Origin of the sequence: Azospirillum formosense (genome assembly GCF_040500525.1) — a bacterium.
GTDB lineage: Bacteria > Pseudomonadota > Alphaproteobacteria > Azospirillales > Azospirillaceae > Azospirillum > Azospirillum formosense_A.
The window spans coordinates 555726-569449 of the sequence record NZ_CP159405.1; the positions used below are offsets into that span (position 1 = coordinate 555726).

Genomic DNA, 13724 nt, shown 5'->3' on the forward strand with positions numbered 1-13724 from the left:
TCGGGATCAGTCCGCGCCCGGCAGAAGGGGTTTCACCGCCGCGTTGGCGTAGAGGCTGGACAGGAAGGACAAGCGGCCCAGCTCGGCCCGGCCCCAGGCGGGCAGCGCGCCGGGGGCGGCTTGGGAAGTGGCCGCTTGGGGGCCGGCGGCCAGCGTCTTCAGGTAATCCATGGCGCCGGCCACCCAGCGCCGGTTGCCGCCGACGCGCTCGCGGTAGGCCGCTCCGCGCTCCGACTGGGCGGAGTGGTAGCGGGCGATGGCGGCGTCCAGCGATCCCTGCGCGCGGTGCAGGTCGCCCAGGAAGCGCGCGGCGTAGCGGGCGTTGGCGCGCGGATCGAAAGCGGTCTCCAGGTCGGGGAAGGCGTCGGGGTGCCATTTCAGATTGACCTGGAGACAGCCGACGTCGATGGAGCGCGTGCCCCGCGCCTGCGCGGCGCGCACGAAGGCGATGGCCTCCTCCCGCGTCGGGAAGTAGCGGGAGGCGCCTTCGGTGTTGACGGTCCAGGGCCAGACGGTGAACAGCCGGTCGGCGGTCATCCGCCCGGCCTCGGTGAAGCCCATGGCGAGCAGCATGTGGTCGGTCACCCCCGCCTCGCGCTCCGCCGTCAGGATGGCGTCGATGCAGACGGCCTCCGGCGGCAGGCTGCGTGTGGGCAGGACGCGCGGCGCGTAGAGGGCGGTGGACCAGGTACCGATCTGGGCGGCGGGCGGCTTCACCTCCGCGGCGGTCGCGGTTCCGGCCAGGAGCCCGGCCAAGAGCAGCATCGCCAGTCCGGCAAGCCGGCGCATATCACCGCACCGAGACGATCAGGCTGCCCAGCCGGTCGGCGTAGGTGGTGAGCGCGCCGTACATGAAGGGCAGCGCCAGCACGGTGGTGACCAGGATGGCGACGATCTTCGGCACGAAGGTCAGCGTCATCTCCTGCACCTGGGTCAGCGCCTGGACGAGCGAGATCGCAACGCCGACCAGAACCGCGACGACCAGCGGCGGGGCGGCGATCAGCAGCATCGTCCAGATGCCCGTGCGCAGGACTTCCAGCACGTCGGCTTCGTTCATGGGGGTTCTCCTGGGGGAGCGGTTGCCCCCACCCTAACCCTCCCCCGCTGGGCGGGGGAGGGGACTGCCGCCGCTTCGCGGAAACCTCCCTCCCCCGCCCAGCGGGGGAGGGCCGGGGTGGGGGCAATACGTCCCGACGACTGCACTCAAATCGCCATCCGCATGACGTCCTGATACGCCTGCACCATGCGGTCGCGGATCGACACGACCGTTTGCACGGTCATCTCGGCGGCAAGCACGGAGCGCACGACCTCGTGCGTGCCGGCCTTGCCGGTGACGGCGGCGACGGACATGCGCTCGCCCTCGTTCAGCGTCTCCACCGCCTGCGACACCTGACGGTCGAGGAAGGCGCCGAAGCTGCTCTCCGCCGCCGACGCCGACGCCGCCATATCGGCGGACGGTGATGCCGCAGCCGCCGCGTTGGGCGGGGTGGCGAGCGAGGCGGCGGGCGCCGGCTGGGCCAGGGGCGCGCGGTGGAGGCCGTAGGCGGCGGCGGCGCGGCCGATGGGTTCGATCATGCTTTTGGGTCTCCTCAGCCGCGCAGAAGGTCGATCATGCGGCTCATCATGCTGCGCGACTGCTCGATGACGTTGACGCTCGCCTCGAAGGACCGGCTGGCCTCGCGCATGTCCATCATCTCGATCAGCGGCTGGACGTTCGGGCGCTTGACGTAGCCCTTCTCGTCGGCGGCCGGGTGCGAGGGCTCGTAGACGAGCTGGAAGTCGCTGCGGTCGCGTCCGATCTGCTTGACCTTCACGAGTTCCGACCCGGCGGCGCGGTCCATCGTGGTCGCGAAGGAGACGGTCTTGCGGCGGTAGGGATCGCCGCCCGCCGTCATGGCGGTGGAGTCGGAATTGGCGATGTTCTCGGCAACCACGCGCAGCCGGGTGCCCTGCGCCTGCAGGCCCGAACTGGCGATCCGCATCGTCGCGGCCAGAGGATCGGTGAGCATGGAAGGGGTCTCCGAAGGCGTCAGCCGGCGCGCCAGGCGGCGCGCAGGATCTGCAGGTTGCGCTGGAACAGGCCGGCGGTCAGGGCGAAGGCGTCGCGCGTCTCGCTGCCCTTGGTCATTTCCTGCTCCAACGACACGGCGTTGCCGTCCGGCGTGGTTTCCCACTGCTCGGGCTTGCGCGCCTCCTGCACCGCGCCGGACGGGTTGAAGCCCGTCAGGTGCATGGGCGAGGTGAGCGCCGGCGCCACCGTCTGCGGACCCTCCATCAGCGCCGCGAAGGGTTTCAGGTCCTTCGGCTGGTAGCCGGGCGTGTTGGCGTTCACGACGTTGGCGGCGATCAGCTTTTGCCGCTCCGCCAAGTAATCGAGGCGCGCGCCGGTCAGCCGAAACACCGAAATATTGCTAAAATCCATTGGAACAGCCCTATCGCAAAGCCGGAAAGCAAGGCAGGGCCAAGATGACTCCCGCCGTTTAAAACCGGATTTAAAATCCTCGTGGCAGGATCACCGTATTCCGACACGGCGGAGACGTCCCGGCGATGCGCGTGCTTTCCAACCTTCTGTCCGAGATCGAGCGGATGCCGACCCGATCCTGGCGCGGCGAGATCCGCAGCGCCACCGGCATGACGCTGGAGGTGGAGGGGCTGCGCCGTGTCCTGGCGGTGGGCGACAAATGCTGGGCGGAGACGGCGCGCGGCCAGCGCCTGCTGTGCGAGACCATCGGTTTCCGCCAGGGCCGCACGCTGCTGATGGCCTTCGACACTCTCGACGGCGTGGCGGAGGGCTGCGCCGCCGTCACCGACGACACCGCCTTCACGCTACGCCCCGGCCCCGGCTGGCTGGGCCGCGTGGTCAACGCGCTGGGGGAGCCGATCGACGGGCATGGCCCGCTGCGCAACGGCCATCACGCCCGCCCGCTGCGCGCCGCCCCGCCACCGGCCTACGCGCGCCGCCGGGTGGGGGCGAAGATGGACACCGGCGTGCGCGCCATCGACGTCTTCACGCCCATTTGCCGCGGCCAGCGCATGGGCGTCTTCGCCGGGTCGGGCGTCGGCAAATCGACGCTGCTGTCCATGTTCGCCCGCCACGCCGGGGCCGACGCCATCGTGATCGGGCTGGTCGGCGAGCGCGGGCGCGAGGTGCAGGAGTTCATCCAGGACGATCTGGGCGCGGACGGCCTCGCCCGCTCCGTCGTCGTCGTCGCCACCTCGGACGAGCCGCCGCTGATGCGCCGGCAGGCCGCCTATCTCTGCCTGACCGTGGCCGAGGAGTTGCGCGACCGCGGCCTGCATGTCCTCTGCCTGATCGACAGCGTGACGCGCTTCGCCATGGCCCAGCGCGAGATCGGGCTGGCCGCCGGGGAGCCGCCGACCGCCAAGAGCTACCCGCCCAGCGTCTTTTCCGAACTGCCCAAGCTGATGGAGCGCGCCGGGCCGGGATCGGAGGGCCAGGGCGACATCACCGGCATCTTCACCGTGCTGGTCGACGGCGACGACCATGACGAGCCCATCGCCGACGCGGTGCGCGGCATCCTCGACGGCCACGTCGTTCTGGACCGCCGCATCGCCGAGCAGGGGCGGTATCCCGCCGTCAACGTGCTGCGCAGCGTGTCGCGCCTGCTCCCCGGCTGCCACACGGCGGAGCAGAACGCCCTGCTGCGCCGCGCGCGGAGCCTCGCCGCCACCTACGACAACATGCGGGAGCTGGTGCGCATCGGCGCCTACAAGCAGGGCACCGACGCGGAGGTTGACGGCGCCGTCGCGCTGAACCCGGCGCTGGAGGAGTTCCTGCGCCAGGGCAAGGATGACGCCACGCCGTCCCCCGAGTCCTTCCGAATCCTCGACCGCATCCTCGCCGTTCCCGCCGGAGCCACGCCATGACCAACGCCAACGCGCTCGCCGCCCGCGCGCTTGCCCCGACCACCACAGCACGGGACGCCGTGAAGGCCCCGACCAAACAGGAAACGGCGGACCTCAGCCTGGATTTCGGCGACCTGCTGGACGCGGTCAATCCCCTGCAGCATCTGCCGGGGGTGTCGCAGGTCTACCGCCACGCCACCGGCGACGGGATCGGCCTGCCGGCGCGGCTCGCCGGCGGCTTCCTGTTCGGCGGCCCCATCGGCCTGCTGGGCAGCGCCGCCATGGCCGCCTTCGAGGCGGTGACCGGCGACGACCCGCTGGGCCACCTCGTCACGCTGGCGGAGGGCGGCGCGGACGAGACGAAGGCTCCGGCGAAGGAAACGCCCGCCGCCGCCCCGCCCCTGCCCTTCCTCGCCGGCCCGGCGCGGGAGCCGCAGACGGAGCCGCCGCCGGACCATCGCCCGTCCCCCGCCGTGCTGGCGGAGGCGCTCGCCCGCAAGACGCCGGGCAGCGACACCACGGCGGAGGTGCCTGTGCCCAAGGCGGAGCAGCCCGCCCCGCAAATCCTGGCGAAGCTCTACGAACTGCACGCCACCCAGCCGGCGGACCGCCCGGCGGTCCGGCTCTGAGGCTTCCGCTCAGCGCAGCGCCTTCGCCAGCGCGTCCATGAACAGCCGCACCTTCGGCGGCACGAAGCGCGCCGATGGGTGGACGCCCCACACCGCCAGCGGCTCCAACGCCCCGTCGGACAGGGTGAGCGCCATCAGCGCGCCGCGCGCCACCTCGTCGCGCACGTCCCACTCGGACAGGACGGCGATGCCGAGCCCGGCGAGGCAGATGTCCCGCAACCCCTCGATGGAGTTCGCGGTGAAGCGGCCTCGCACCCGGATGCGCCGCTCCCGCCCGTCGCCCGCGAAGCTCCAATGGGTCGTTCCGGACAGGCACAGGCACTCGTGCCCCGCCAGATCGGCGACGGCGGCGGGCGTGCCGCGGGCCGCCAGATAGCCGGGCGTGGCGTAGAGGCCCCGCGGGTTGTCGGCGAGCCGCCGCGCGATCAGCGCGCTGTCCTTCAGACGCGCGATGCGGATGGCGAGGTCGATGCCCTGCCCGACGATGTCCACCACCGTGTCGGTCAGCAGCAGATCGACCGCGACCTGCGGGTTGTCCTTCAGGAAGTCGGCGACCACCGGCACCACCACCTTGCGCCCGAAGGCGGCGGAGGCGGTCAGCCGCAGCAGCCCCGACGCCCCGGCGGAGGACGGGCGGACGCTGGCCCGCGCCGCCGCCTCGTTCTCCAGCATCGCCTGGGCGAAGGGCAGCATCGCCTCCCCCTCCGGCGTCAGGGCGAGGGAGCGGGTGGTCCGCTGCATCAGCCGCGTCCCCAGAGCGTCCTCCAGCGCGGCCAGCCGCCGGGTCGCCATCAGCGGCGAGATGCCCAGCCGCCGCCCCGCCCCGGCCAGGCTGCCGGCCTGGGCGGCTTCCACCAGAACGGCGAGTCCGGCGAGGTCCATTGCTTCATATTCCGATGCACAGGCCGTTCATTCTGCATGACTGATGCGGTTTGTGAAAGTGCGATAGGGTCGGTTTCAAGGTTTTCGCACGTTGAGACCCTCTTTTCCGGGGCGGGAGAGGGGGTTTCGGAAAGGACCCCTGTCATGAGCATCACCGACACAATGCCCCACGCTTCGACCCACACACCGGAACAGACCCGGCTCGGGCGCGGGCTGACCTTCGCGATGGCGACCGCCGCGGGGCTGGCCGTCGCGAACATCTACTACAACCAGCCCATGCTGGGCCTGATCGAGGGCGACCTGCCCGGTCCGCTGACCGGCATGATCCCGACCGCCACGCAGCTCGGCTACGCCGCCGGACTGCTCCTGCTGGTGCCGCTGGGCGATCTGGTGGAGCGGCGGCGGCTGATTGTCGGGCAGTTCCTGCTGCTGGCCGCGGCGCTGGTCGCGACGGCGCTGGCGCAGGGCCCCGCCCTGCTGGTCGCCGCCTCGCTGCTGCTCGGCGTCTCGGCGACGGTGGCGCAGCAGATCGTCCCCTTCGCCGCGCATCTCGCCCCGCCGCAACGGCGCGGGGCGGCGGTGGGAACCGTCATGTCGGGAGTCCTGACCGGCATCCTGCTCAGCCGCACGCTGGCCGGCTTCGTCGGCACGCACGAGGGCTGGCGCGCCATGTTCTGGCTGGCCGTGCCGCTGGCGCTGGGCGCGGCCGCGCTGATGGCCGTCATGCTGCCGCGCAGCCACCCGAACGCGACCTTGCGCTACCCGGCGCTGATGCGCTCGCTGGTCCATCTGTGGCGGGAGTTCCCGGCCCTGCGGCTGGCCGCGGTCACCCAGGGGCTGCTGTTCGCCGCCTTCACCGCCTTCTGGACCATCCTGGCGCTGCGGCTGGCCGAGCCGCGCTTCGGCTTGGGCGCTGACGCGGCAGGGCTGTTCGGCATCGTCGGCGCGGTCGGCATCCTGGCCGCCCCGCTGGCCGGACGGATCGCCGACCGCAGCGGGCCGCACCGGGTGATCCTGCTGGGCACGCTGCTGACGCTCGCCTCCTGGCTGCTGTTCGGGCTGTGGACGTCGGTTGTCGGTCTGGTCGCCGGGGTGATCCTGCTCGACTTCGCGGTCCAGGCGGCGCTGGTGTCGAACCAGCACCTCGTCTACGCCCTGCGCCCCGAGGCCCGCGCCCGGCTGAACACCATCTTCATGGGCGGCATGTTCCTGGGCGGCGCCGTGGGGTCGAGCGCGGCGACGCTGGCCTGGAACGCCGGCGGCTGGACCGCCGTGACCGGGCTGGGCGTCGCCGTCGCCGCCCTGGCCACCACGCTCCAGCTCGCCGCACGGCGCGGTTAGGCAAGGTCCGGCGGTCAAGGTCCGCGAGGCGGCTGGCGGGAGTGCGGAAGCGCTCAAGCCAGCCGCCAGCCGCCGTCCGCCAGCCATCGTGAAGGACGGCCATGGTTCCTGGACACCGGCACACGCCGGCCGATTCACCCGCGCGCGGCGGTCAGGTTGCGCCGATACTCGCGGGGGCTTTCCCCGACGAGGCGACGGAAGCTCTTTTCGAAATGGCTGAGGTCGCCGTACCCGACGCTCATCGCCACCTCGGTGATCGGCAGCCGGCGCTCGGCGGCCAGCAGTTCGCACGCCTTGTGGATGCGTATGCGGCCGAGCAGACCCTTGAAGGAGGTCTGAAGCTCGGTTCGGAACAGGTAGCTGAGGTGGGACGGGCTGACATGGGCCTGCCGCGACAGCTCGTTCAGCGTGATCGGATCGGCGAAGCGCTCGCCCAGAAACACCAGCGCCTTGCGCAGGCCGCCGTGCAGCCGGGCCAGAGCGTCCTGGTCGCGGGTCAGCGCGCAGCGCACCCAGTGGTCGGCGGGTGAGGAAGCCCGCGGGGCGGGCGGCGCGGTCTCCGGATATCCGGCCGGATGAGCCGCGGACTCCGGGTCCGCCGGCATGGCGCCGTCGACCATCCAGGGGGCGTGGCGGCGCACGTCGCCGTGGCGGATCGGCCGGCCGCCGGTCATCACCGCCAGCCGGGCGATCACCCGCTCCAGCTCGAACAGGTTCTCCGGCCAGGAATGGGCCTTGCACAGGGCGATCAGCTCGTCGGTCCGCGTCTCGTCGGCGCGCCCGCCGTGGCGCTCCAGGGCGGCGACGACCAGCGGCTCGATGTCCGCCGGCCGATCGCGCAGCGGCGGCACGGTGGCGCACAGGAAATCCAGCTCCGCCAGCAGCGGGCGGGAGAAGCGCCCCTCCTCCGCCAGCCGCCGCAGGTCGGCGGTGGTCGAGGCGATCACGCGCGGCTCCGCCCTTCCGCCGGCCGCCCCGCTGGCCGCGGGCGTCAAGCCGCCCGACGCGTCGAGCCATTGGCCGAGCTGGGACGGCATGTGCTGAACGATCTGCCCCTGAAGGGCCGGCGTCATCTCGTCGACCCCGCTGAGGAACAGGGTGCCGCCGGCGGCCCGCGCGAACCAGTCGGCCGGCGTTCCCGCCGGGTCCGCCCCGTTGACCTGGACGAAGGGGCCGTCGCGCCGCGGCCCGCAGCCGTGGATCGCCGCGGCGAGCTGCGCCTTCTCCGTTCCGAACTCCCCGGCCAGCAGGACGGGCAGCGCGCTGTGGGCGGCCTGCTCCAGGAAGGCGTCCAGCTCGCGCAACGCCCGGCTCATGCCGACCATCATCAGCGGCCGCCCGAACCGCCGCTCCGCCCAGCGCCGGACCTCGTAGCGCTTGGCCAGATAGCCGCACTGCCGGGCGACGTCCTGCAGGATGGGCGCCTCGGGCGCGGCGCCGTCCGGCGCGCGGTCGAGGACCAGCCGCATCTCGCCGACCGGCGCGTCGGCGTAGGTGATGGGCACCACCACCGCCTCCGGATCGGCCGCGGCGTCGTTGGGATCGCCGTCCGCCGTCCAGCAGAGGCGGCCGCCCGCCCGGTCCTGGGCGAGCACCAGCGTGCCCATGTCCTGAAGCCACAACGCCCCGCCGCGCAGCGGCGCGCGGTCGGCCAGCCGGCCCATCAGCCCGCCGATCAGATCCGGCAGGCTGCGGAAATCGGCCGGGGCCGGGTGCAGGATCTCGTCCAGCGCGCCACCAACCGACGGAGTCATCGCGCCGCCTCCTTGGAGAAACCGTGCCGCGTCTTCCGCGCGCGCCGGACCGTGAAGACGAAGGCATGCATCGCGGAGCCGCGATGGCGGTAATCGGATTGATAGGAGCGAATCATGACCGGAATCTCCTGCCGCCGTTTCAGACAATAGGCTCACAGCCAATCGACGCTTCATGGCGTCAGGGCGTGAAGTCTTCGGCAGACCGGCTTTTTTTCCGGACAAAAGAAAGGGCCGCCCGGCGTCCGGTTCCCCGGCGTCGGGCGGCCCGTCAGGCCTCAATCACAGTGAACGCATCGCCGTGAGCGGATCAGCGCGAACGGACCAGCGCCACCGGCTTGCGCTCAGCCGCGGGTTCCGGCGCGGGTTCCGCCCCTTCGGCGTAGGCGCGGCCGTAGTAGCTGTCGAGCAGGAGCTGCCGGATCTCGGCAACCAGCGGAAAGCGCGGGTTGGCGCCGGTGCACTGGTCGTCGAAGGCGGCCTCGGCGATGGCGTCCAGCCGGGCCAGGAACTCCGCCTCCGGCACCCCGGCGGCCTGGATCGAGGCCGGGATGTCCAGCGTCCGCTTCAGCTCCTCCACCCAGGCCACCAGCTTTTCCACCCGCTCATGGTCGCGGCTGCCGCCGAGGCCGAGGTGACGGGTGATCTCGGCGTAGCGGGCGACGCCCTTGGGCCGGTCGTACTGGCTGAAGGCGGTCTGCTTGGTCGGGATGTCGGCGGCGTTGTAGCGGATGACGTTGGCGATCAGCAGCGCGTTGGCGACGCCGTGCGGCAGGTGGAACTCCGCCCCCAGCTTGTGCGCCATCGAATGGCAGACGCCGAGGAAGGCGTTGGCGAAGGCGATGCCGGCCAGCGTGGCGGCGCTGTGCACCTGCTCCCGCGCCTTGGGGTCCTTGGCGCCGTTGGCGTAGGCGGAGGGCAGATGCTCCTTCAGCAGCTTCAGCGCCTGGAGCGCCTGCCCGTCGGTGTACTCGTTCGCCAAGACCGAAACATAGGCCTCCAGCGCGTGGGTCACCGCGTCGATGCCCCCGGCGGCGGTCAGGCCCTTCGGCATGTCCATCACCAGATTGGCGTCGATGATCGCCAGGGTCGGCGTCAGTTCATAGTCGGCGATCGGGTACTTGATGCCGGTGCGCTCGTCGGTCACCACGGCGAAGGGCGTGACCTCCGACCCGGTGCCGGACGTGGTCGGGACGGCGACGAACTGCGCCTTCACCCCCAGCTTGGGGAAGGTGTAGATGCGCTTGCGGATGTCCATGAAGCGCAGGGCCAGATCCTCGAAGGCGACGTCCGGGGCCTCGTACATCACCCACATGATCTTGGCCGCGTCCATCGGCGAGCCGCCGCCCAGCGCCAGGATGACGTCCGGCTGGAAGGCGTTGGCGAGCGCCAGCCCGCGCCGCACCACCGCCAGGGTGGGGTCGGCGGCGACCTCGAAGAAGGTCTCCACCGCGAGGCCCAGCCCCTTGAGGATGCGCACGGTCTCGTCGACGTGGCCGTTCTCGAACAGGAAGCGGTCTGTGACGATCAGGCAGCGCTTCTTGCCGCGCAGCTCCTCCAGCGCGAAGGGCAGGCAGCCGCGGCGGAAATAAATGGATTTCGGCAGCTTGTGCCACAGCATGTTCTCGGCCCGCTTCGCCACGGTCTTGCGGTTGATGAGGTGCTGCGGCCCGACATTCTCGGAGATCGAGTTGCCGCCCCAGGAACCGCAGCCGAGCGTCAGCGACGGCGCCAGCCGGAAATTGTAGAGGTCGCCGATGCCGCCCTGCGAGGAGGGCGTGTTGATCAGGATGCGCGCCGTCTTCATCGCCTGCCCGAAATGGCGGATGCGCTCCGGCTGCTGGTCCTGGTCGGTGTAGAGGGCGGAGGTGTGGCCGATGCCGCCCAGCGCGACCAGCGCCGCCGCCTTCTCGCAGGCGTCCATGAAGTCGCGGGCGCGGTAGAGCGCCAGGGTCGGCGACAGCTTCTCGTGGGCGAAGGGCTCGTCCTCGGTCACCGCCTCGACCTCGGCGATCAGCACCTTGGTGTGGGCGGGAACGCTCACCCCGGCCATGGCGGCGATGGTGCCGGCCGACTGGCCGACGATGTCGGCGTTCAGCGCGCCGTTCTTCAGCAGCACCTTGCGCACCGCGTCGGCGTCTGCCGCCGACAGGATGTGGCCGCCATGGTGGGCGAAGCGGTCGCGCACAGCGTCATAGGCGGACTCCACGACGATGGCCGACTGCTCCGACGCGCAGACCACGCCGTTGTCGAAGGTCTTGGACATCAGGATGGAGGCGACGGCCCGCTTGATGTCGGCGAACTCGTCGATCACCGCCGGGGTGTTGCCGGCGCCGACGCCGATGGCCGGCTTGCCCGAGGAATAGGCCGCCTTGACCATGCCCGGCCCGCCGGTCGCCAGGATCAGGTTGATGTCGGGGTGGTGCATCACCGCGTTCGACAGCTCCACCGAGGGCTCGTCGATCCAGCCGATGATGTCCGGGGGCGCGCCGGCCTCCACCGCCGCCTGGAGGACGATCCGCGCGGCCTCGCAGGTCGCCTTGCGGGCGCGGGGGTGCGGCGAGAAGACGATGCCGTTGCGCGTCTTCAGGCTGATCAGCGCCTTGAAGATGGCGGTCGAGGTCGGGTTGGTGGTCGGCACGATGGCGCAGATCAGGCCCACCGGCTCGGCGATCGTCATGATGCCGTATTCCGGGTCCTCCTCGAGGATGCCGCAGGTCTTCTCGTCCTTGTACTTGTTGTAGATGTACTCGGAGGCGAAGTGGTTCTTGACGACCTTGTCCTCCATCACGCCCATGCGAGTCTCGGCGACCGCCAGCTTCGCCAGCGGGATGCGCGCGTTGGCAGCGGCCAGGGCGGCGCTGCGGAAGATGCGGTCAACGGTCTCCTGCGGGAAGCCGGCGTAGACTTTCTGCGCCTCCCGGACGCGGAGGACGAGGTCGTTGAGGTCTGCAAGGGTGGTGACGGGCATATCGTGTCGCCTCTGCGGTTGGCGCGCCGCCGGCCCCTTCGGGCCGGTGCTGGATGGCGGATGCGGGCGGGTTGAGGCCCTTCAGGCACCGGCATCCAGGGCACGCACGGAAAATCGGTCATGGCCGGGCGGCGCTTCGGTCCTGTCCGCGCGGCAAGAAAACTATCCCCCGATCATGGATGAGGGACCATGACTCATGTCAAAACTGGTATGACCACTTTCGGGGTAGGGCCACCCCCAACCCGCCCGACCGGTCTGGAAAAATCTCTTCCGAACGGGTGACGAATTGCGCTGGACAAGCGCTCCGGTTCTTCCTATAAGACGCCCCCGCACGCAGCGGCGCCCAGGTAGCTCAGTTGGTAGAGCAGGGGACTGAAAATCCCCGTGTCGGCGGTTCGACTCCGTCCCTGGGCACCATTTTCCTCAAGATCAGCATCGAGGAGATGGTGTTCCGGCCACACCGGCCGAAACCGGACACTGCGCATCCTCCTTCCCTGCCTTTGCTTCGATCCGGCGTGCCGAAGGCGCGCTGCGACCGTCTTTCGCGCAAGAAATTCTCTGCCGGCTCGACCGGACGGGCCCGGCGGACCACATCCGTTGCGATGGGCTCGCGCGCCCCGATCGCCGATAGGAAGCAGGCATCTTCCCGACATTCCCGAAAAGTTGTACATATTCCCATCAGAATCCATGGGAGGGGAATCCGATGTTCGATGCCGGCCAACCGAGTCGCCGCACGTTTCTGGTCGGGGCGGGTCGTTTCGCCGCCGCGTCGGCGCTCACCAGCGTCGCCCCCTTCCCCGCCCTCGCGGAGCCGGGTTCCCACCGGATCGCCGCCTCGGCGCTCAAGGATTTGGCCGGGGCGGTTCAGGGCGGTGTCGTGCTGCCCGACGATCCGTTCTTCGGCGACTACGCCCGACCGAACAACCTGCGTTTCCAGACGCTTCCGACCGCCATCGCGCGCTGCGCGAGCGAGGCGGACGTGCAGGCCTGCGTCGCCTGGGTGAAGAAGCACGGCGCCCGGTTCGCCGTGCGCAGCGGCGGGCACAACTACGCGGGCTTCTCAACCACCCCCGGCCTGCTCATCGACATGACGCCGCTCAGCGCCATCACCCCCCTGCCCGGCGGGGACGGGCTGGTCAAGGTGGGCGGCGGCGCCTTGAACGGCATGGTCTATCAGGCGCTCGAACGGCTAAACCGCAACGTCACCCACGGCCGCTGCACCACGGTGGGAGCGGCGGGCTTCCTGCTGGGCGGCGGCATCGGCTTCAACATGCGCATGTTCGGCATGGGGTCGGACCTGCTGCACGCCACGAGCATCGTCACGGCGGACGGCGCGCTGCATTCGGACATCCAGGACAGCGGCGACGGCAGCGACCTCTTCTGGGCCTGCCGCGGCGGTGCCGGCGGGAATTTCGGCATCAACACGTCCTTCACCCTGCGCACCTTCCCGGTGGAGACGGTCACCTTCTTCGACATCACCTGGACCACGGACGTGGGCGAGGTGCTCCACACCCTGCTGACCCGTCTGGCGGAGGCGCCGCCGGAGTTCGGCAGCAAGATCAACGTCACCAAGCCGGCGCGCGGCAGCGGCGATCCGCGGCTCACCGTCTCCATCCTCGGCCAATTGCACAAGTGCGGCACGACGGTCGAGGCCATCATCGGACCGGTCCTGGAGAAGGCGTCGAAGACGCGGATCGACCGCGACATCGCCTATTGGCCGGCGCAGGATCTTCTGAGCGAGTTCACCTACCCCTACTTCTATCAGGAGAAATCCTCCTACATGAGGGCGGCGGACATCACGCCCGAGTCCGTCGCCGCCATGATCCGGCTCGCCGAGCGCATGCCGGGCACCAGCATGGCCAACGCCTTCAAGTTCTTCCAGGTCGGCGGCCGGATCAACGCCACGGCGGCGGACGCCACCGCCTACGTCCACCGCGGCTACGACTGGCTGTTCTCCTCCGAGGTGAACTGGTGGAACCGGAAGGACCCGAAGTCGCTGGTGGACGAGAATCTGGCGTGGCAGGAGCGGTTCTACGCCACCGTCAACACAGCCACCAAGGCGGCGGGCGCCTTCCAGAACTTCCCCGACCCGTCCTTGAAGGACTGGTCGGGCGCCTATTACGGCGGCAACTACGCCCGGCTGCGGCGGGTGAAGACCGCCTACGACAAGACCGATCTGTTCACCTACCGGCAGGGCATCAAGCCGTTGTGACGGCACCGCCGAGCGAACTTTGGCGCCGCCATCCGCCCTTCGGCGGAGAATCCCGGCGCCAAAGGCCCCCC

General features: G+C 70.5%; 12 protein-coding genes and 1 tRNA gene. 5 read left to right on the forward strand and 8 right to left on the reverse strand.

Annotated elements, in window-relative coordinates; translation table 11 throughout:
* Positions 1 to 6: 6 nt before the first annotated feature.
* The 5 genes from ABVN73_RS26885 to ABVN73_RS26905 form a co-directional block, all read right to left on the reverse strand.
* The gene (locus tag ABVN73_RS26885; protein WP_353861629.1) at positions 7 to 789 is read right to left on the reverse strand and encodes a lytic transglycosylase domain-containing protein; all 783 of its coding nucleotides are present in this window, start codon (positions 787 to 789) and stop codon (positions 7 to 9) included.
* A gap of 1 nt (position 790) precedes the next feature.
* Complete coding sequence (gene fliQ, locus ABVN73_RS26890) at positions 791 to 1057, reverse strand: flagellar biosynthesis protein FliQ (RefSeq protein WP_035682228.1); 267 nt, start codon at positions 1055 to 1057, stop codon at positions 791 to 793.
* A gap of 146 nt (positions 1058 to 1203) precedes the next feature.
* Positions 1204 to 1575, reverse strand: coding sequence for a flagellar hook-basal body complex protein FliE (locus ABVN73_RS26895; protein WP_353861630.1), 372 nt, complete (start codon positions 1573 to 1575; stop codon positions 1204 to 1206).
* Between the two features lie 14 nt (positions 1576 to 1589).
* Entirely contained in the window at positions 1590 to 2009 is a 420-nt protein-coding gene (gene flgC, locus ABVN73_RS26900; RefSeq protein ID WP_035682224.1) for a flagellar basal body rod protein FlgC, read from the reverse strand.
* 20 nt (positions 2010 to 2029) lie between these two features.
* Positions 2030 to 2422, reverse strand: coding sequence for a flagellar basal body protein (locus tag ABVN73_RS26905; protein ID WP_353861631.1), 393 nt, complete (start codon positions 2420 to 2422; stop codon positions 2030 to 2032).
* Between the two features lie 125 nt (positions 2423 to 2547).
* Here ABVN73_RS26905 and fliI point away from each other — a divergent pair, with 125 nt between their 5' ends.
* Both fliI and ABVN73_RS26915 read left to right on the forward strand, forming a co-directional pair.
* Positions 2548 to 3888 (forward strand): flagellar protein export ATPase FliI, encoded by a 1341-nt coding sequence (gene fliI / locus ABVN73_RS26910; protein ID WP_353861632.1) that lies wholly within the window; start codon positions 2548 to 2550, stop codon positions 3886 to 3888.
* On the forward strand, positions 3885 to 4496 hold the full coding sequence (locus ABVN73_RS26915; protein ID WP_353861633.1) for a hypothetical protein: 612 nt from the start codon (positions 3885 to 3887) through the stop codon (positions 4494 to 4496). The genes fliI and ABVN73_RS26915 overlap by 4 nt, the downstream gene beginning before the upstream one ends.
* 9 nt (positions 4497 to 4505) lie before the next feature.
* Here ABVN73_RS26915 and ABVN73_RS26920 read toward each other — a convergent pair whose 3' ends face one another.
* Positions 4506 to 5378, reverse strand: coding sequence for a LysR family transcriptional regulator (locus ABVN73_RS26920; RefSeq protein ID WP_353861634.1), 873 nt, complete (start codon positions 5376 to 5378; stop codon positions 4506 to 4508).
* Between the two features lie 144 nt (positions 5379 to 5522).
* Here ABVN73_RS26920 and ABVN73_RS26925 point away from each other — a divergent pair, with 144 nt between their 5' ends.
* Positions 5523 to 6719 (forward strand): MFS transporter, encoded by a 1197-nt coding sequence (locus ABVN73_RS26925; RefSeq protein ID WP_353861635.1) that lies wholly within the window; start codon positions 5523 to 5525, stop codon positions 6717 to 6719.
* A 134-nt stretch (positions 6720 to 6853) separates the two neighbouring features.
* Here the strand turns inward: ABVN73_RS26925 and ABVN73_RS26930 are convergent, their stop codons facing one another.
* Together ABVN73_RS26930 and adhE are read right to left on the reverse strand one after the other, a co-directional pair.
* Positions 6854 to 8473 carry a helix-turn-helix domain-containing protein gene (locus ABVN73_RS26930; protein WP_353861636.1) on the reverse strand — a complete coding sequence of 540 codons (1620 nt, stop codon included), beginning with the start codon at positions 8471 to 8473 and terminating at the stop codon, positions 6854 to 6856.
* Between the two features lie 307 nt (positions 8474 to 8780).
* Entirely contained in the window at positions 8781 to 11441 is a 2661-nt protein-coding gene (adhE, locus tag ABVN73_RS26935) for a bifunctional acetaldehyde-CoA/alcohol dehydrogenase (RefSeq protein WP_353861637.1), read from the reverse strand.
* A 341-nt stretch (positions 11442 to 11782) separates the two neighbouring features.
* Here adhE and ABVN73_RS26940 point away from each other — a divergent pair.
* Together ABVN73_RS26940 and ABVN73_RS26945 are read left to right on the forward strand one after the other, a co-directional pair.
* Positions 11783 to 11858, forward strand: a tRNA-Phe gene (locus tag ABVN73_RS26940).
* 286 nt (positions 11859 to 12144) lie between these two features.
* Positions 12145 to 13653 (forward strand): FAD-binding oxidoreductase, encoded by a 1509-nt coding sequence (locus ABVN73_RS26945; RefSeq protein ID WP_353861638.1) that lies wholly within the window; start codon positions 12145 to 12147, stop codon positions 13651 to 13653.
* The last annotated feature ends 71 nt before the right edge of the window (positions 13654 to 13724 follow it).

What these genes read in the sequence shown, in the direction of transcription:
- adhE (WP_353861637.1), bottom strand. Translation starts at nt 11,441, where the DNA reads ATGCCCGTCACCACCCTTGCAGACCTCAACGACCTCGTCCTCCGCGTC.
- ABVN73_RS26915 (WP_353861633.1), top strand. Translation starts at nt 3,885, where the DNA reads ATGACCAACGCCAACGCGCTCGCCGCCCGCGCGCTTGCCCCGACCACC.
- ABVN73_RS26925 (WP_353861635.1), top strand. Translation starts at nt 5,523, where the DNA reads ATGAGCATCACCGACACAATGCCCCACGCTTCGACCCACACACCGGAA.
- ABVN73_RS26895 (WP_353861630.1), bottom strand. Translation starts at nt 1,575, where the DNA reads ATGATCGAACCCATCGGCCGCGCCGCCGCCGCCTACGGCCTCCACCGC.
- fliI (WP_353861632.1), top strand. Translation starts at nt 2,548, where the DNA reads ATGCGCGTGCTTTCCAACCTTCTGTCCGAGATCGAGCGGATGCCGACC.
- fliQ (WP_035682228.1), bottom strand. Translation starts at nt 1,057, where the DNA reads ATGAACGAAGCCGACGTGCTGGAAGTCCTGCGCACGGGCATCTGGACG.
- ABVN73_RS26930 (WP_353861636.1), bottom strand. Translation starts at nt 8,473, where the DNA reads ATGACTCCGTCGGTTGGTGGCGCGCTGGACGAGATCCTGCACCCGGCC.
- ABVN73_RS26920 (WP_353861634.1), bottom strand. Translation starts at nt 5,378, where the DNA reads ATGGACCTCGCCGGACTCGCCGTTCTGGTGGAAGCCGCCCAGGCCGGC.
- ABVN73_RS26945 (WP_353861638.1), top strand. Translation starts at nt 12,145, where the DNA reads ATGTTCGATGCCGGCCAACCGAGTCGCCGCACGTTTCTGGTCGGGGCG.
- ABVN73_RS26885 (WP_353861629.1), bottom strand. Translation starts at nt 789, where the DNA reads ATGCGCCGGCTTGCCGGACTGGCGATGCTGCTCTTGGCCGGGCTCCTG.
- flgC (WP_035682224.1), bottom strand. Translation starts at nt 2,009, where the DNA reads ATGCTCACCGATCCTCTGGCCGCGACGATGCGGATCGCCAGTTCGGGC.
- ABVN73_RS26905 (WP_353861631.1), bottom strand. Translation starts at nt 2,422, where the DNA reads ATGGATTTTAGCAATATTTCGGTGTTTCGGCTGACCGGCGCGCGCCTC.